At 59.7% G+C, this 18431-nt stretch carries 17 protein-coding genes; all 17 read right to left on the bottom strand.

Annotated features, from left to right (window positions below):
* Positions 1-74: 74 nt before the first annotated feature.
* The gene (locus BMX75_RS13670) at positions 75-659 is read right to left on the bottom strand and encodes a YceI family protein (protein ID WP_092828821.1); all 585 of its coding nucleotides are present in this window, start codon (positions 657-659) and stop codon (positions 75-77) included.
* An 82-nt stretch (positions 660-741) separates the two neighbouring features.
* Positions 742-1287, bottom strand: coding sequence for a cytochrome b (locus BMX75_RS13665; protein WP_092828819.1), 546 nt, complete (start codon positions 1285-1287; stop codon positions 742-744).
* A gap of 190 nt (positions 1288-1477) precedes the next feature.
* On the bottom strand, positions 1478-2677 hold the full coding sequence (locus BMX75_RS13660; protein ID WP_092828817.1) for an O-succinylhomoserine sulfhydrylase: 1200 nt from the start codon (positions 2675-2677) through the stop codon (positions 1478-1480).
* Positions 2678-2705: 28 nt separating this feature from the next.
* Entirely contained in the window at positions 2706-4229 is a 1524-nt protein-coding gene (gene purF, locus BMX75_RS13655; protein WP_066315288.1) for an amidophosphoribosyltransferase, read from the bottom strand.
* A gap of 62 nt (positions 4230-4291) precedes the next feature.
* Positions 4292-4840 (bottom strand): CvpA family protein, encoded by a 549-nt coding sequence (locus BMX75_RS13650; protein ID WP_092828815.1) that lies wholly within the window; start codon positions 4838-4840, stop codon positions 4292-4294.
* A gap of 2 nt (positions 4841-4842) precedes the next feature.
* The gene (locus tag BMX75_RS13645) at positions 4843-5514 is read right to left on the bottom strand and encodes an SPOR domain-containing protein (RefSeq protein WP_092828813.1); all 672 of its coding nucleotides are present in this window, start codon (positions 5512-5514) and stop codon (positions 4843-4845) included.
* 21 nt (positions 5515-5535) lie between these two features.
* Positions 5536-6810, bottom strand: coding sequence for a bifunctional tetrahydrofolate synthase/dihydrofolate synthase (gene folC / locus BMX75_RS13640; protein WP_092828811.1), 1275 nt, complete (start codon positions 6808-6810; stop codon positions 5536-5538).
* Complete coding sequence (accD, locus tag BMX75_RS13635; RefSeq protein ID WP_092828809.1) at positions 6803-7825, bottom strand: acetyl-CoA carboxylase, carboxyltransferase subunit beta; 1023 nt, start codon at positions 7823-7825, stop codon at positions 6803-6805. The genes folC and accD overlap by 8 nt, the downstream gene beginning before the upstream one ends.
* A 98-nt stretch (positions 7826-7923) precedes the next feature.
* Positions 7924-8727: a tryptophan synthase subunit alpha gene (gene trpA, locus BMX75_RS13630; protein ID WP_066315273.1), complete on the bottom strand. Its 804-nt coding sequence runs from the start codon at positions 8725-8727 to the stop codon at positions 7924-7926.
* Between the two features lie 74 nt (positions 8728-8801).
* Positions 8802-9989, bottom strand: a complete 1188-nt coding sequence (trpB, locus tag BMX75_RS13625; RefSeq protein WP_199285239.1) for a tryptophan synthase subunit beta — start codon at positions 9987-9989, stop codon at positions 8802-8804.
* Positions 9990-10146: 157 nt separating this feature from the next.
* On the bottom strand, positions 10147-10788 hold the full coding sequence (locus BMX75_RS13620; protein WP_281244573.1) for a phosphoribosylanthranilate isomerase: 642 nt from the start codon (positions 10786-10788) through the stop codon (positions 10147-10149).
* Positions 10785-11708: a tRNA pseudouridine(38-40) synthase TruA gene (gene truA, locus BMX75_RS13615; RefSeq protein ID WP_092828805.1), complete on the bottom strand. Its 924-nt coding sequence runs from the start codon at positions 11706-11708 to the stop codon at positions 10785-10787. Before truA ends, BMX75_RS13620 begins: the two co-directional genes overlap by 4 nt.
* Positions 11705-13648 (bottom strand): type IV pilus assembly protein FimV, encoded by a 1944-nt coding sequence (locus BMX75_RS13610; RefSeq protein ID WP_092828803.1) that lies wholly within the window; start codon positions 13646-13648, stop codon positions 11705-11707. Before BMX75_RS13610 ends, truA begins: the two co-directional genes overlap by 4 nt.
* 238 nt (positions 13649-13886) lie before the next feature.
* The gene (gene asd, locus BMX75_RS13605) at positions 13887-14999 is read right to left on the bottom strand and encodes an aspartate-semialdehyde dehydrogenase (RefSeq protein ID WP_092828801.1); all 1113 of its coding nucleotides are present in this window, start codon (positions 14997-14999) and stop codon (positions 13887-13889) included.
* Positions 15000-15080: 81 nt separating this feature from the next.
* The gene (leuB, locus tag BMX75_RS13600; protein WP_092828799.1) at positions 15081-16160 is read right to left on the bottom strand and encodes a 3-isopropylmalate dehydrogenase; all 1080 of its coding nucleotides are present in this window, start codon (positions 16158-16160) and stop codon (positions 15081-15083) included.
* A 32-nt stretch (positions 16161-16192) separates the two neighbouring features.
* On the bottom strand, positions 16193-16840 hold the full coding sequence (leuD, locus tag BMX75_RS13595; RefSeq protein WP_092828797.1) for a 3-isopropylmalate dehydratase small subunit: 648 nt from the start codon (positions 16838-16840) through the stop codon (positions 16193-16195).
* A gap of 3 nt (positions 16841-16843) precedes the next feature.
* Positions 16844-18295, bottom strand: coding sequence for a 3-isopropylmalate dehydratase large subunit (gene leuC / locus BMX75_RS13590; RefSeq protein ID WP_092828795.1), 1452 nt, complete (start codon positions 18293-18295; stop codon positions 16844-16846).
* Positions 18296-18431: the final 136 nt, after the last annotated feature.

Here is an 18431-nt window from a genome sequence, read left to right as displayed (position 1 = left end):
CCTATACTCCTGTTGAATAAACACAAAAGCGCCACCACCCCCGAAGGCGTGGTGGCGCTTTTAGAAGCGCTGAATTACTGGCGAATACCTTCGAAGGTCACATAAAGCTCCAACTCATGCATCGCTTCGGGGAAATCACTCATGTCGATGCCAAAATCACCCAGCGTAAGCATGGTGCTGCCCTCAAAGCCAGCACGGTAGCCACCCCAGGGGTCTTCGCCTTCGCCCATCAGGGTGACGGGCATTTCAATTTCCTGGGTTTGGCCGTGCAGGGTAAGATCGCCAGTCACAACGCCTTCATTATCACCGGTCGGCTCGAACCCGGTCGACGTGAAGGTGGCCGTGGGATACTCGTCTGCGTTAAGGAAATCACTGCTCAAGATGTGACGATCGCGTTCGCCATGGTTGGTATTCAGGCTGTTTACCTGAACTTCCATATCGACCGATGAGGCATCCAGATCATCGGCATCGTAGCTGAACTCACCCGAGAAGTCTTCAAAGCTACCCAGGATGTAGGAATAGCCCAGGTGATTGATCTTGAACTGTACAAAGGCATGCTGCCCTTCAATATCAATGGTGTAATCTGCTGCCTGGGCCTGGCCAAGCGTGACAAGGCCTGCGGCCGCGACTGCCGTGGTCAGTAAGGTTTTCTTCAACATGCGTGCAACTCCTTTCTCGATGAAAAGCACCGTCTTGATAGATGCTCCTTTGAAGCCATCCCGTCGGGGAAAGCCTGATACGTTAGCGCGATGTGGGTTTCAACATACGCCGTAAGGTGTCGTAGCGATCATGAAAGTGGTGCTTGAAGGCTGCCAGCGAATGCCCCACAGCCAGCAACATCAAGGCCCAGGCGCTGTACCAATGCAGGTCACCGGCAATCACTGATTGCTGCGGCAGACCATGCACCAGCGCAGGCACGACGAACCACCCAAACACACTAATACCACTTCCGTCAGCTGTAGAGATCAAATAGCCCGTGGTCATGACCACAAGCAGGATGACATACAGCATGACATGACCCAGATGCGCCATCAGGATGGCAAGTCGGCCTCCATGCCCCCAGGGTGTAGGCTGTGACAACCGCCAGGCGATGCGCGCCAGGGTCGCGGCGAAAAGCAGCATGCCAATCGAGCGATGCACCCAGGGGCCCAGATTGTACCAGGGGTCGTAATACCCCAACCCGGTCATCCACCAGCCCAGGGCAAAGAGCCCGACAATCGTGATGGCACTTAGCCAGTGCAACATAATACTGATGATGCCCCAGCCGGCCTGCGTGTTTCCCCACATCGGATATTCCTTTCTTGGACGCCCTCTTTGGGCGTGATTCAAGGGTAATGATAGTGGCAAAATGGATTGTAAACCGCTGAAAAAAGCAGAACACACCATTCGTAAAAAACGTTGGACAACGCCTTTACACAATCAGGACGGGCTAAAAAAACCGGCCATGGGCCGGTTTCAGATCGCGTTTGGCAGGCAACTAACCTGCCAGCAAGGCATCCAACCCTCTGGCGAGATCATTTTGAATGTCTTGCTGGTTTTCCAGCCCCACGGCGACACGCACCAGCCCCGGCGAAATACCGGCGGCCGCTCGTTGCTCATCGCTCAAGCGACCATGTGTGGTCGTGGCGGGATGGGTAATCGTCGTTTTGACATCTCCCAGGTTGCCGGTGATCGACAGCATGCGGGTCGCATCGATCACCTGCCACGCGCCCTCCTGACCATTGAGGACCTCGAACCCAAGCACCGCGCCAAAGCCGCCCTGCTGCTGCCTGGCGAGTTCATGCTGCGGATGGTCGACAAGGCCGCTATAGAACACCTTGTTGACCGCTGGGTGGGCATCAAGCCACTCGGCAAGGGCTTGTGCCTGTTCACAGTGAGCCTTCATCCGCAACGAGAGCGTTTCCAACCCTTTGGTAAATATCCAGGCGTTGAACGGACTCATGCAGGGGCCACAGGTGCGCACGACGCCAAACACCTCTTCCAGCACGTCGTGTTTACCCACCACGGCACCGCCTACCGCACGCCCCTGCCCATCGAGGTACTTGGTTGCGGAGTGAATCACCAGGTCAGCCCCCAGCGCGATGGGCTGCTGAAGCGCGGGTGTCAAAAAGCAGTTGTCGATCGCAAGCCAGACATCATGGCGTTTAGCCAACGCTGACAGTGCGGCGATATCGGCCACTTCAGACAGCGGGTTCGACGGCGTTTCAGCAAACAGCAAGCGTGTCTTGGGGGTGATGGCCGCTTCCCACGCTGCCATGTCAGAAAGCTCCACATAGCGCGTGGTAATACCCAACTTGGCGAAATATTTATCGAACAGGCTCACTGTTGAACCAAACAATGACCGCGACGCAACGATTTCATCGCCTGCCGACAGCAGCGCCAGCACCGTTGACAGGATAGCGGACATCCCCGAACTGGTGGCCACGCAGCGTTCGCCGCCCTCCAAGGCCGCTAACCGGCGCTCGAAGGTATGCACGGTCGGGTTGGTAAAGCGGGAATAGACGTTACCGGCCTCGTGACCGCCAAACTTGCGCGCTGCTTCAGCGGCGCTCTCATACACGAAGCTGGACGTGGGAAAAATCGGCTCCGCGTGTTCCTGCTCAAAGGTACGCTCGTGTCCCGCCCGAATCGCTAGCGTTTCCAGCGACCACGCGTCTTGCTGGCTGTCATCTTGCATGGGCTAGTCTCTTGTTCAAACACACCGTTTAATCGTCCAGATCGTCGTCATCCTGATTATGCATATCGACCAGGGCGTGATCACCGGCGCTCTGGTCTTTCGCCAGGTCGTTTCGGCTGGCTTCCAGTACCGCCAGGTAGGCATCGTCGATATCCCCCGTGACGTAGTTGCCGTCAAACACCGAACAGTCAAAGGCCTCCAGTTCGGGATTCACTTCACGGCAGGCATCTTTCAAGTCTTCGATATCCTGATAGAAAATCCGGTCGGCACCTATCAACTCGCCGACTTCTTCTTCCGTACGCCCATGGGCAATCAATTCTGAGGCCGCGGGCATGTCGATGCCGTAAACGTTGGGATAACGCACCGGAGGTGCTGCAGAGGCAAAGTAGACCTTTCGCGCTCCGGCATCGCGGGCCATCTGGATGATCTGCTTGCAGGTGGTGCCACGCACGATGGAGTCATCCACCAGCAGCACATTTTTATCTTTAAACTCGATGTCGATGGCATTGAGCTTCTGGCGCACCGATTTCTTGCGCTGGGTCTGCCCCGGCATGATGAAGGTTCGGCCGATATAGCGGTTCTTCATGAACCCTTCGCGGTAGGTAACGCCCAGGTGCTGCGCCATCTCCAGCGCCGAGGTACGCGACGTATCGGGAATCGGAATCACCACGTCGATATCGTGATCGGGCCATTCATTGAGCACCCGGTCGCCGAGCTTACGCCCCATCTGCATGCGGGTACCGTAGACGTAGGCGCCGTCGAGAATCGAGTCGGGCCGCGCCAGGTAAACGTGTTCGAAAATACACGAGCGCAGCTGAGGGCGGTCGGCACACACCTGGGTATGCACGTTGCCCTGCATATCGACAAAGACCGCTTCACCCGGCGACAGGTCACGCTCCAGCTCAAAGCCACCCACATCCAGGGCGACCGACTCGGAGGCAATCATGACATCCTGGCCGTTTTCGGCCTGGCGGGTCCCGAACACCACCGGCCGAATGCCGTGAGGGTCGCGAAACGCCACCATGCCAAACCCGTTGATAATCGCGACGGCGGCATACCCCCCCTGGCAACGACGATGCACCCGGCGTACGGCATCAAAGATATCCTCGGCTTCCAGGTGCAGGCCCTGCTTGCCCAGCTCGTGGGCAAATACATTGAGCAGCACCTCGGAGTCCGAGCTGGTGTTGATATGGCGAAGGTCCGTCGAAAACAGTTCCTGCTTGAGCTGTTCGGAATTGGTCAGGTTGCCGTTGTGGGCAAGCGCGATACCATAAGGAGAGTTGACATAAAAAGGCTGCGATTCGGCTTCGCTGGAGGAACCGGCGGTGGGATAACGGACGTGCCCGATACCCAGGTTGCCTTTCAAACGCGCCATGTGACGCGTATGAAACACATCGCGCACCAGGCCGTTACTCTTGCGCAGTAAAAAGCGTCCCTCGCTCCAAGTCATCATCCCGGCAGCGTCCTGGCCGCGATGCTGAAGAACGGTCAGGGCGTCGTAAATACCCTGATTTACCGCTTGCTTGGCCAGAAGGCCGACGATACCGCACATTCCCGTTACCTCGCTTGATGCTGGCTTAACCTACGTAAGCCGGTACATGTCAGATAAAACTATCAAAGTTCACGCCCCTGGCGTAAATCCGGCAGCGTGATGTTGTTGAGCGTGGACGGCGCTTCGGGAAGTTCACCGCCCCATTGATCCAGCCGATTAATGGCGTAGTTGCGCAATTCGATAAAGGTGGGGCGTAGCGTTGCCTGCTGCCAAGCCTGAAGCTCTGATAGTGGCGTCAGCATAATCAGCACGGTCACCACCAGCAGGATGACCGCCCCACGCGCGATGCCAAACGCCGCACCGGCAAAGCGGTTAAGCAACCCCATGCCGACCCACTCGACCGCCGCATGCACCAACCTAATGACAATGCCACACAGCAGGATGACCGCAAAAATCACTAACGCAAAGGCCAGCACCAGGCGCGCGTCAAAACTGTCGATGAAACCGCTCATCAGCTCGGCGACGGGCTCGGCCAGCACCCTGGCCACCATCAGGGCAATCACCCAGGCCGCCAGCCCCAGCGCTTCGCGGACAAAACCGCGTACAAACCCCGCCAGCATTGACAGCGCCAGCACCGCTAGAAAGGCGGCGTCTATCCAGGTAAGCGCCATGGTTATTCCCGCACTCGAACCAGCAGGCCTTGGACATTGGCTCGCTGTTTAACATCGCTCATTGCCGCTTCGCCCTCTTCCGAGGTCGCAAAGGGTCCAACGTAGACGGTTGTCATGTCATTATCGCGGTCGCGCTGGTAAACGGCAAAGCCTTCGCCGCTTAGCTGTTCACTCAAGCGCCGCGCGTTATCAGGGTTGCCGAAGCTGCCAACCTGAACCGCCCATTCGCCAGCTGAATTGGCCTGCGAAACCGACTCTGCCTGGTCGTCGGCGGGTTGCTCCTCAGGCGTATCACTCACTGGCTGGCTATTTGAAGCGATCAGGTCGGCAATCGGATCGCTCTGCTCGCTCGCCGGTGCTTCATCTGAGGCGCCATCATCATTACTTGTCAGTTGATCGGTATTCGGGCTGGCGGGATCCACTTCAAGCGGCTCGTCAGTTGCCTGAGCGGCCACGCTCGGGTCTACCTGCTCAGCGGGGTCGCCAATCGATTCAGGGCGCTGCGGCGGGTCAACGTCACGGCGCTCGACTTCCACCGGTTGCTCGATGACAAAATTCGGTTGGGGACGCTCTTCACGCGGCGCTGGGTCACTCATCAGCCACGGCACGATGATGGCCAACAGCGCGAGCAGAATGACGATACCGCTGATCCGTTCCGTTTTACCGTATTTCATATCCCTCTCCATCAAGCGATGCTACGCCTGTGGCAATGGCTGCGCTGATAGCGCCGCCACCGTGAAAAAAGAGCCTGTCGCCAGCACACGATCCTCCGGGCCCAGCCGCGTCGCCAGCCACTCCACTCCCGCCATCGGGGATGCCGCGCAATGATGCACGCGTCCGCCCAGGGCTGCAATCCGCTCGGCGAGTTCAGTGGCTTCACGGCCGCGCTCACCGTCAAGGCTCACGCACACCCAGTCACCAATACGCGATGATAGCGCGGCGATCACGCCATCGGCATCTTTATCACTTAACATGCCGATGAGCCCCCATTGCGTCGCACCTGCCGCGACAGGGGGCAGGTGACGCGCCAGATAAGCCGCTGCATGGGGGTTATGGCCTACATCGAGACACCATTGACCGTGCCACTGCATTCGCCCGGGCACCACCAGGTTGGTCAGGGCCGTCTGGGTCGGATAAGCCTCCGGCACAACGCCAGCCAGCACCAAGGCTTGCAGTGCCGTCGCGGCGTTATCCATGGGCAAGCCTGGGTCGGGTAAGGCATCGAGTGTCAGCGCATCGCCCGCGGCGGTGTGGCCCTGCCAGCGCCAGCAGGCCGATGCGGGGTCGGCTGTATGCTCGAAGTGACGTCCAAGTTGATAAACGGGGGCTGACAGGGCGTCGGCGATATCCGCCACGCTCTCTGGCAGATCGCGGCTGCCCAAGACGGCAGGCCGTTGCGAACGGAAGATACCGGCTTTCTCGCGACCTATCTGGGCAATGTCGGTACCTAAAAACCCGGCGTGATCCTGGGCAATGGTGGTGACGATCGCCACATCGGCATCGACAATATTGACGGCATCCAGACGCCCGCCAAGCCCTACTTCAAGCACGGCCAGATCAAGCGGCTGCTGGCACAGACACCAGAGGGCACATAGCGTCCCGGCTTCGAAGTAGGTCAGACTGACCGCCGGTGCGGCTAGCCTCGCCTGCTCGACGGCCTCAAAGCCCGCGACCAGCTGTTCGTCGCTCGCCATGCTGCCATCAAGCTGAACGCGCTCGTTGTAGCGCAGCAGATGGGGAGACGTATAGGTCCCCACTCGCAGACCCTGTGCGCGCGCCACACTATCGATGATTGCCAGGGTCGAGCCCTTGCCGTTGGTCCCCGCAACGCTGATGACCCGCTTGGCAATGGGGCGCTGCAACAGGCCCATTCGGTCAGCTACCCGACTGACCCGATCCAGCCCCAGTTCGATCCCCACCGGGTGGAGGGTTTCCAGATGGTCAAGCCACTGTGCCAGCGTTTTAGGCATTGCGGGAGGAATCGTCGCGCTTGGCAGTGTCTGATTGGCTGCTGCCGTTAATCGCCTCGATCCACTCGGGGTCTTCAGCCTGCTCGGCCACCTGGGGTTCGTCGACGACCGGTTCGAACACCAGCGGCTCTTCTTCAGGCTCAGGATCACTACCGGCCAGCGGCTGGTGGGTCAGCTTGCGCAGCACACCGCCAACGCGCTCGCGCATGTCGTGACGATGCACGATCATGTCCACCGTGCCGTGCTCAAGCAGGAATTCGCTGCGCTGGAAGCCTTCCGGGAGGGTTTCGCGCACGGTTTGCTCAATGACCCGCGGGCCGGCAAAACCAATCAGTGCATTGGGTTCGGCAATATTCAGGTCACCAAGCATGGCAAGCGATGCAGAAACGCCCCCAAAGACCGGATCGGTCAACACCGAGATATACGGAATACCTTCCTGCTTGAGCTTTTCAAGCGCTGCCGAGGTTTTCGCCATCTGCATCAGCGAGAACAGCGCTTCCTGCATGCGCGCCCCACCGGAAGCCGCAAAGCAAATCAACGGTACCCGAGATTCAAGCGCCAGGGTGGCGGCGCGCACGAACTTCTCGCCAACCACCGCGCCCATGGAGCCACCCATGAAGGTAAATTCGAACGCCACGGCCACCACGGGCAAGCCATTCAACTCACCACGCATGGCAACCAGCGCGTCTTTTTCGGCGGTTTCTTTTTGCGCTGCGGTCAAGCGATCCTTGTACTTCTTGGAATCGCGGAACTTGAGGCGGTCGACCGGCTCAATCTCAGCCGCAATTTCTTCGCGACCCGTCTTGTCCAGGAACCAATCCAGCCGCTTGCGCGCCGTCAATCGCAGGTGGTGATTGCACTTCGGGCAAACACTTTGATGCTTCTCTAACTCGGGAAGATAGAGAACGGCTTCGCACTTAGGGCATTTGCGCCAGAGACCATCGGGAACGCTAGCGCGACGGTCCTTACGCTGGATACGCCCCATGGAGGGCACAATCTTATCTAACCAGCTCATATCAAAAAGACTTCCGTTGTACGTCAACGCTTGGCGGGACCAAGCTTGATGAATGGGGTCAAACTAATGTCAGTTAGTGTAGACGATGAAATAACTTATCAGGCATCCATGGCCGAACGCATTTCGCCAAGCACCTGCTTTAACTGGGCGGCAATGGTATCCGGGGCATCGGCACTCTCGGCGATGCGGTTGACCAACGCACTCCCCACAATCACGCCGTCAGCCACCTTGGCGACTTCCGCGGCGGTTGCGCCGTCACGAATACCGAAACCCACACACAGCGGCAGGTCGGTCATGCCGCGTAACGGCTCGAGATGCTCTGCCACGTCGGCGGCATTGAGCGTCGCGGCACCGGTCACCCCCTTGAGTGACACATAGTACAGGTACCCCTCGCCGTGGGCGCATATTGTAGCGGCCCGGGCATGGGAAGTGGTAGGTGCAACGAGAAAAATAGCCGCCAGGTCGCGCGCTTTCAGAAGCGGTCCAAACACGTCCGCTTCTTCCGGGGGCATATCCACGGTCAATACACCATCGACGCCTACCGCTGCGGCTTTATCGGCAAAGGTATCGTAGCCGATACGCTCGATGGGGTTGAGATAGCCCATCAACACCACAGGCGTGGTGGTATCGGTCTGGCGGAATTCGGCCACCATGTCGAGCAGGTCGACCAGCCGGGTGCCCTGCTTTAGCGCGCGCTCGCAGGCCTTTTGAATGACCGGGCCGTCTGCCATGGGATCTGAGAAGGGTACGCCCAACTCGATGATATCCGCACCGGCTTCCACCAGGGCATGCATAAAGCCAACGGTGTACTGGGGCGCCGGATCCCCGGCGGTAATGAAGGGAATCAGGGCCTTGCGGCCCTGCTGTTTTAGTTCACTAAAACGCTGATCAATACGGTTCATGCTTGCCCTTAGAAACTGATGACCTTAAAAACGTCTGACCTTGGATACTTCTGGCCTTGGAAACTTGCCGACCCTTAAATGTCGATGCCGTCAATCTTGGCCACTGTCATAATGTCTTTGTCACCACGGCCTGACAGGTTAATCACGATATGCTGGTCAGGGCGCATGGTGGGCGCCAGCACCTTGGCGTAGGCCAGCGCGTGGGCCGTTTCGAGGGCAGGCATGATGCCTTCCATGTGCGTGAGTTCGCGAAACGCCTCAAGCACGTCATTGTCGTTGGCGGCCACGTAATTCACCCGGCCGACGTCTTTCCAGAGGGCATGTTCGGGACCCACGCCCGGGTAATCCAGCCCGGCAGAAATCGAGTGGGTATCCGACACCTGCCCGGCCTCATCCGACATCAGGTAGGTACGGTTACCGTGCAGCACACCCCGCGGCGCATTGGAAGACAGCGGCGCCGCGTGACGCCCCGTTTCCACCCCGTCACCACCGGCTTCGACGCCGTACATGGCGACATCGTCATCTTCCACGAAGGGATAGAACAAGCCGATGGCGTTGGAGCCACCGCCCACGCAGGCCACCAGCGCATCAGGCAGGCGGCCGATCTGCTCGAGCGACTGGCGGCGTGCCTCACGACCCACCACGGCGTTGAAATCCCGCACCAGTTGGGGATACGGGTGTGGCCCTGCCACGGTACCGATGATGTAAAAGGTGTTATCGACGTTGGTGACCCAGTCGCGCAGCGCTTCGTTCATGGCGTCTTTCAGGGTACGGGTACCCGACTCGACCGGAATCACCCGCGCGCCCAGCAAACGCATGCGATAGACGTTCAGCTTCTGGCGTTCGACGTCTGCAGCGCCCATGTAAACATCGCACTCAAGCCCCAGACGCGCCGCTACCGTGGCGGTTGCCACGCCGTGCTGACCCGCGCCGGTTTCGGCAATGACACGGGGTTTGCCGGTCTTTTTGGCCAGTAACGCCTGACCAATGGTGTTGTTCACCTTGTGAGCGCCGGTATGGTTCAGGTCTTCGCGCTTGAGCCAGATTTGCGCCCCACCGAGGGCCTGTGACCATCGTTCGGCGTGATACAACGGCGATGGCCGCCCCACGAAGTGGGCAAGATCACGGTCAAACTCAGCCTGAAAGTCGGGGTCGTCACGCAGACTCAAGTAGGTCTGCTCCAATTCTTCCAGGGCAAAGCTCAGGGTTTCCGACACGAACCGGCCGCCGTAGGGACCAAAATGGCCACGGGCATCCGGCATTTGAGTCAACTCACTGAAACGTGTTTTAGAAACGCTTTCAGAAGCACCAGTTGCTGAGACTGTCACAGGGATACCTCACAAGATCGCCAGAACAGGCAAACAATAAATGAATTCACTTTAAAACGCAGCCCGGGGCAAGCTGAGCGGACCCAGGAACTTAACGGGCGTCGGCCGACGCCACTTGACGGACAAAAGACGCCATCCTGGAAGCATCTTTACAGCCGCGCGAGGCCTCGATCCCACCAGAAACATCCACCGCATAGGGCCTCACCTGGTGGACGGCCTGCGAGACATTTTCCGGCGTCAATCCCCCTGCGAGAATAACAGGTTTTGCCAGCGTTGCGGGGATTCTCGACCAATCAAACGACTCACCGGTACCGCCGGGCGTGCCTGGGCGATAAGCGTCAAGCAACAAGGCTTGCGACTGGGCATAACGCTCTGCCTCAAAGGCTAGATCGATGGTGTCGCGCATGCGCAGTGCCTTGATCCAGGGGCGGTCAAAGCTGGCACAGAATTCGGGCGTTTCATCACCATGGAATTGCAGCAGGTCCAGGTGCGGTAGACATGCCTCGACCCACTTGGCAGACGGGTCGACAAATAGCCCCACGCGGCTGACAAACGCTGGGACCTTTGCTGCCAGCGCTGCCAATTGTTCAATACCCACGCTGCGCGAACTCTTGGACCACATCACAAAGCCCAGGGCATCCACGCCCAGCGCCACCGCCGTGTCGATGTCGTCCTGGCGGGTAAAGCCACAGAACTTGATGCGTGTGCGTTGCATGGATTCAGTATGTGTCACGGTGTCTCCTGGGGCTTTTTGGCAAAGGTCAGTTTTCGCCGTGCCGCCACGCGCGGGGTCTCGGGGAGTTCGCGCTCGCCGGTCCATTCGCCGGAAAAGGCCATCAGGTTTGGCCCCAAGGGCTCTTTGGGCAGCGCAAACCGCTCGTCGTAGATCGAGTCGACAAAGTGCAGCCCGCAGGCCGGTGCGGTGACATCGCCCATCTTGCGGTTCTTGAGCGCCAGCAGCCGCTCGATATAACCTTCATCCTGGGCACCGCGACCCACGCTTGCCAGGGCACCGGCGATATTGCGGATCATATGGTGCAGGAACGCATTGCCCTGGATATCGATCATGACCAGCGGCCCAAAGCGTTTGACATCGATAAAGTGCATTTGTCGCCACGGCGTTTTCGACTGACAGCCCGCTGCGCGGAACGTCGAGAAATCATGTTCCCCCACCAGCGCCTGGGCAGCTCGATGCATGGCGTCGGCATCCAGCGGATCGCGGCACCAGGTGACATTGTGCCGTTCCAGTACCGGGCGGCTTATCTGGTTCAACAGCAGGTAACGGTAACGGCGCCCCAGCGCGCCCAGCCGCGAGTGGAAATCATCGGATACCGGCTTGACCCAGCGAACCGACACATCCCGCGGCAGGTAGGTATTCGCGCCAAACACCCAGGCCTTTTCCGAGCGCTGGGCGGGTGGGTCCAGGTGGATGATCTGACGGGTGGCATGCACGCCTGAGTCGGTTCGCCCGCTGGCATGAATTTGTACCGGCGCACCCGCCACTTTGCTCAGCGCGTCTTCCACCGATGCCTGCACCGAGGCGGCGTGCTTGAGTCGCTGAAAACCACAAAAGCGCGTGCCATCGTATTCAATGCCCATCGCCAGGCGGCCGGTTAACGGTTGTGTCTCATCAAAATGGTAAAACAGCGTCATCGCCTCTTATCAACATTGCCAGGGGAGGAAGGCGCGCCATTATCGCGAGGAGTGGGCGCAAATGCCACCTCTTCGATTTCCCACTCCTGCTCTGGGGCTGGCTCGCGGGCAGCGGCAGACGCAGGCGCCTTCGAGGGCGTCGCTGGCTTGCTTTCAAAATCAACGGTGGGCTGCATGGGCGTTTCTTTCCGGGTTGCGCTTTCCGAGGCAAGCGTGGGCGGCTCATAATCGATAATCCACGCCCCCTCATCGTCCGGGGCCGTGCTCGACTGACGGGGTTCAGACGCCGGGGCATCATCCACCTTGCTGGCAGCCATTGACGAAAGCGTGGCCGCCACGGCCTCAGGATCGGCGGGCGGCGCCAGCCATAACGACGGCTTATGCCCTCCAGAAGTTGCCTTTAACGCCAGCCGCCGCTCGTCTCCCAACTCGACCAGCCCGGCCGCCTGGGTATTGACCATGGCCGAGCGATCAAAGGGCGCCTCGTCCTCGGTATATGTCTCGTCGGTATGCTTGGGTGGCGCCTGGCTCGCCGCCTCGCTTGCCGCTGGTTGATCCATCGCTTCTGGCGTCACCGCTGGTGCATCATCATAAGATGCGGCCGGTGCTACCGAGGGAGACACGCGAGGCCTGCCAGCGGTCGATGGTGCCGGCTGTTGAGGCGCCTTTGCTGCCGCCGCCGACATGGTCGGCGGCGTTTCCCACTGCTGGCGACGACGAATCACCACCAACAATGCCACCAGCAGCACCAGCGCGAGCAACAGCAGCCACCACTGATAGTCGCTGACGCGCTCCATGAAAGACGGCCGTTCAGCTGTCGGCGCCGACGACGCGGGCACCGCTGGCTGCGCTGCCACGGTTTCACTCAGCCGATCCACCTCCTCGCGGAGCGCGGTGATTTCCTCGCGCATATCCTCAAGCGCCTGCTGGACCCGCGGACTGGGCTCGGCTTCAGCGGAAGGCACCGTTGATGACGAGGCGGACGGCGATGCTGCATTCGTCGCCGCATTGGCTAGCACTCGCGCCGCACTAAGGGCAGTCGCCTCGACAGAGGAGGCCTGCGTCTGCGAGGTTGCCTGGGGTTCTTCTACGGGCTCGCTTTCGACTGGACCGGCGTCAGTGGCCGTGGCGTTATCTGCAGGGTCATCGACCTCGGGCATTGCCACCGGCGCGGGGCCATTTTCATCGCGGCGCTGCCAGGCCGCGTTCATCGCCCGGATGGCCTCGGCAGCCTGCTCCGCCGAACGCGCCATCACCCGCGACTCATCGGGCAACGTCAGCCGCTGGGCGGCGCGCATTTCGTGGATATTGCCCGAGGGAAAGGCGCTGGGGTTGGCTTCCAGCAGTGCCAGCATCATCTGCTGGACGCTGGCCTGTGCGGGCTTGGTACGCGCTGCAACGCTCCATAGCGTATCGCCGCTGCGCACGTACGCGTCGCCCTGGGCGGCCTCACGGTTTTGCGGCACGGCAGGGGCATCATTCTCGGCGGCATCATTCCCGGCGGCAGGTTGAGGCGCTACTGACGCCGCCGGGCGATCGGCAGCACCGTAGTCAGCAGGGTCAAACAACAGCGTGATGGCCTGGGACTGCCGACCATCGGGGGATTCCACGGTCAGCAGCAGGTCCAGCCAAGGCGAGGTGATCGGCTGGTTGCTGGTCAACACCACCACGGGCTGCCCCTGGCGCTCTTGAATAGCGGCCTGGACGCGCCCTGCCATCGGTGTCCATTCAACGCCTGCGTCGGCAAAGGCGCCCTCACCGGCGACGCTGACCTCAATCGCTGACGGCGAATACGCATCGCCATCCACAAGCGGCAGTACGGCCTGCAACGGGGCCTCTAGCCGGGACTGCACCTGGGCAGGCCCCAACTCAAGCGCCCAGCCAATTGACCCCACCATGCTTAGCCAAAGCCCTACGGCCAGCGCGCCTAGCTGTTTCATGGATGCCCCTGTTGCCAATTGAACTTTTTATATAACCCGCCGCTTCATTGTGCAGCGCTTTCATGCTTTTTTACCACAATAGCGTTTTTACCACAGTACCGTCTTTGTGGGACAAAATCCGTGGGACAAAATCCGCGCACATAAAAAACGGGAAGCGTTTGATTCGCCCCCCGTTTTCGTCCGCTTGGGATGCGGCTTTTTCCTCCGCTTAGGATGCGTCTTTGGCCTCGGCGGAAACTTACTGTTCGCGCAGGATCATCAACATGCGCTTGAGCGGTTCAGCCGCGCCCCACAACAGCTGGTCACCAACGCTGAATGCCGAGAGATACTCACCGCCCATTTGCAGCTTGCGCAGGCGGCCAACCGGCACTTGCAGGGTGCCTGTCGCCGCAGCAGGCGTTAAGCCTTCGTTGGTGGCGTCTTTCTCGTTGGGAATCAGCTTGACCCACTCGTTGTGCTTGGCGATGCGGTCTTCGATCTCGTCCAGCGGCACGTCCTTCTTCAGCTTGATAGTGAACGCCTGGCTATGCGACCGCATGGCACCGATACGTACGCAAAGGCCATCGATGGGGATCGGGTTGTTATCGAGACCCAGAATCTTGTTGGTCTCAACGCTGCCCTTCCACTCTTCGCGGCTTTGGCCACTTTCCAGCTTGCTGTCGATCCACGGTAACAGGCTACCGGCCAAGGGCGCACCGAAGTTCTCGGTGGGGAAGTTGCCGCTGCGCATGGCCGCCGTCACTTTACGGTCGATATCCAGAATCGCGTTGGAGGTGTCTTTCAGTTCTTCGCCGACGCTATCGTGCAGCGTGCCCATCTGGTTGAGCAGCTCGCGCATGTGCTTGGCACCCGAGCCGGACGCCGCCTGATAGGTCATGGACGTCATCCACTCGATCATATCGGCTTCAAACAGACCGCCCAGCCCCATCAGCATCAGGCTCACGGTGCAGTTGCCGCCGACGAAGGTCTTGGCGCCCTTGGCCAGCTGTGCGTCGATCACGCCGCGGTTGACCGGGTCCAGCACGATGGTCGCTTCATCTTCCATGCGCAGCGTACTTGCGGCATCAATCCAGTAGCCTTGCCAGCCTGCACTGCGCAGGTCCTTGTAGACCGGCTTGGTGTAGTCGCCGCCCTGACAGGTGACCACCACATCCAGCGCCTTGAGCGCCTCGATATCAAAGGCGTCTTTCAGCGGAGGGACGTCCACACCGATGTCGGGGCCGGGCTGGCCGACCTGGGAAGTGGTGAAGAACACCGGCTCAATGCCGTTGAAATCACCATCTTCCTGCATGCGCTGCATCAGCACCGAGCCGACCATGCCGCGCCATCCCACGAAACCGACTTTCAACATCTGAAGTCCTCCTGCAAAGAATGAGTACTTGCATTATACACGATTCTTCATGGTGATTTTATAAGCGCAAAACCGAGGGTTTCACTGCTTGGCAAACGCTGAAAGCACTGCATCACCCATGGCGTCAGTACCGATGGTCTGCATGCCTTCAGAGGCAATGTCCGCGGTGCGCAGGCCGTCATCCAGCACGCTGCCCACGGCGGCTTCGATGCGCTCGGCCATGGCGTTTTCGCCCAGCGAGTAGCGCAGCATCATGGCCACAGAGAGCATCATCGCCAGCGGGTTGGCAATGTTTTTACCGGCGATATCCGGTGCGCTGCCGTGGCAGGGCTCGTACATGCCCTGACCACTTTCATTGAGCGAAGCAGAAGGCAACATACCGATGGACCCCGTGAGCATGGCGGCGGCGTCGGAGAGAATGTCGCCGAACATGTTGCCGGTCACCACTACGTCAAACTGCTTCGGCGCACGCACCAGCTGCATGGCAGCGTTATCCACGTACATGTGCGACAGCTCAACGTCCGGGTATTCCGGTGCCAGCCGCTCCATGACCTCACGCCACAGGATCGTCACTTCCAGCACGTTGGCTTTATCCACCGAGCAAAGCTTCTTGCCACGCTTCTGGGCCATTTCAAAGGCCACGCGACCGATACGCTCGATCTCGCTTTCGGAATATACGTAGGTATTAAAGCCTACCCGCTCGCCGTTGCGTTCTTCGATGCCGCGCGGCTGGCCGAAGTAGATGCCGCCGGTCAGCTCGCGGACGATCATGATATCAAGCCCGGCCACCAGTTCCGGTTTCAGGCTGGAGGCGCTGGCAAGCTGGGGGTAGAGCATGGCCGGGCGCAGATTGCCGAACAGCCCCAGGTTTTTGCGCAGGCCGAGCAGGCCTTTTTCGGGCCGCTTGGATAGATCTTCGATCTTGTCCCACTTGGGGCCACCCACTGCCCCAAGCAGGATGGCACTTGCGGCCTTGGCTTTATCCAGCGTCTGCTCAGGCAATGGATCGCCGTGGGCATCGTAGGCGGCACCGCCAACCAGCGCTTCATCCACCTCGATATCCAGCCCGGCGTCCTGGCAGGCTTTCAGCAGGCGCGCTGCCTGGGCAGCAATTTCGGGGCCGATACCGTCACCCGGCAATAATAGAACCTTATGTGTCATGCAACGTCCTTAGCATTTATTCAAGCGGTGGCTTACGCAGGCTGGCGGAACAACCAAGGCCGTGCCTGGCGATGGCTTTCCTCAAAGCGTCGAATGGCGTCTTCGTCTTTCAGCGTCAAGCCGATATCGTCCAGGCCTTCCAGCAGGCAGTGCTTGCGGAACTCATCGACCTCGAACTCAAGAATTTCGCCGCGATGGGTAATCACGCGCTGATTCTCCAGGTCCACATCCATGCGATAGCCTTCTTTCGCTTCTACTTCATCGAACAGGCGATCAATCGTGTCTTCGTCGAAGGTGATGAGCAGGATGCCGTTTTTGAAGGCGTTATTGTAGAAAATATCGGCAAAGCTGGGTGCCACCACCACCTTGAAGCCAAAGTCTTCCAGCGCCCAGGGGGCATGCTCGCGGGAGCTGCCGCAACCGAAGTTACGCCGTGTCAGCAGTATTTCGGCCCCCTGATAACGCGGCTTGTTCAACACGAAATCCGGATTCAGCGGCCGCTGCGAGCAGTCCTGCCCTGGCTCGCCTTCATCCAGGTAGCGTAACTCGTCAAACAGATTGACCCCGAAACCGGTCCGCTTGATCGACTTCAAAAACTGCTTCGGAATGATCAGATCGGTGTCCACGTTGGCGCGATCAAGAGGCGCGACGACGCCTTCAAAACGTTCGAACTTTTTCATGGCTTAGGCCTCCTGAGCGTGGGTTGCATCGTTAGCGGGCAGGCTGCGCACATCGACAAAGTGACCGGCAATGGCCGCCGCTGCCGCCATGGCGGGGCTTACCAGGTGAGTGCGACCGCCGTAGCCCTGGCGCCCTTCAAAGTTGCGGTTGGAGGTCGAGGCACAGTGCTCGCCCGCGCCCAGTTTGTCGGCGTTCATCGCCAGGCACATGGAGCAGCCCGGCTCGCGCCATTCAAAGCCTGCGTCGATGAAGATCTTGTCCAGGCCTTCCTCTTCCGCCTGGCGCTTCACCAAGCCGGAACCGGGCACCACCATGGCAAGCTTGATGGAGTCGGCGATTTTATTGCCCTTCGCCACCTTGGCGGCTTCGCGCAGGTCTTCAATGCGCGCATTGGTGCAGGAGCCGATGAAAATCTTGTCCAGCTTGATATCGGTAATTTTCTGGTTGGCCTGCAGCCCCATGTACTCAAGCGCACGGGTATGGCTGCGCTGCACGGTTTCGTCCGGCGCGGCGTTGGGGTCGGGCACCTGGCCGGAAATACCGGTGACCATTTCAGGGCTGGTGCCCCAACTCACCTGGGGTTCGATGTCTTCGGCTTTCAGGGTCACCACGTTGTCGAAGACGGCATCCGGGTCGGATACCAGGTTGCGCCAGTCTGCCACGGCGGCTTCCCACTGCTCGCCGGTCGGCGAATAGGGACGGTTGCCGATGTAGTCAATCGTGGTGTCGTCCACGGCAATCATGCCGACCCGCGCGCCCGCCTCAATGGCCATGTTGCACACGGTCATGCGGCCTTCCATGGACAGCGACTCGATGGCGCTACCGGCAAACTCGATGGCATAGCCGGTGCCGCCCGCCGTGCCAATCTTGCCGATAATCGCCAGCACCACGTCTTTGGCGGTCACGCCCAGGCCCAGCTCGCCTTCAACGCGCACCTGCATGTTCTTCATCTTCTGGGTCAGCAGGCACTGGGTCGCCAGTACGTGCTCGACTTCCGAGGTGCCAATGCCGTGGGCCAGTGCACCAAAAGCACCGTGGGTGGCGGTGTGGGAATCGCCGCAGACGACGGTCATGCCCGGCAGGGTTGCACCCTGCTCCGGCCCGACCACATGCACGATGCCCTGGCGCGGGTCGTTGATGCCGAACTCGGTGATCCCGTACTCGACACAGTTATCGTCGAGGGTTTGCACCTGGATCAACGACACCGGATCTTTGATACCGCTATTACCCTGAGAACGCTCTATCAGGGTCGTCGGCACGTTATGGTCAGTGGTCGCGAGGTTGGTATCCAGGCGCCAGGGCTTGCGGTTCGCCAAACGCAGTCCTTCAAAGGCCTGGGGCGAGGTCACTTCGTGGAGCATATGGCGGTCGATATAGATCAACGCGGTGCCGTCATCGCGCTGCTTGACCAGGTGCTGATTCCACAATTTGTCGTAAAGCGTTTGACCTGACATGTGTTTCTCCCGGGCTAGGCCCTGCTAGTTCATAGCGGCAGCTTTTTTGGCGCTGCTTTTTTAACGTGTTGTAGGAGTGTCACGCGGCTCGAAGATAAAAGCAATTCATGTTATTCATAGAATGGATTCCAAACTA

This window comes from Vreelandella subterranea (genome assembly GCF_900111305.1).
GTDB lineage: Bacteria > Pseudomonadota > Gammaproteobacteria > Pseudomonadales > Halomonadaceae > Vreelandella > Vreelandella subterranea.
Note: the sequence above shows the minus strand (reverse complement) of the source record. Positions and strands in the feature narration are given on the sequence as shown.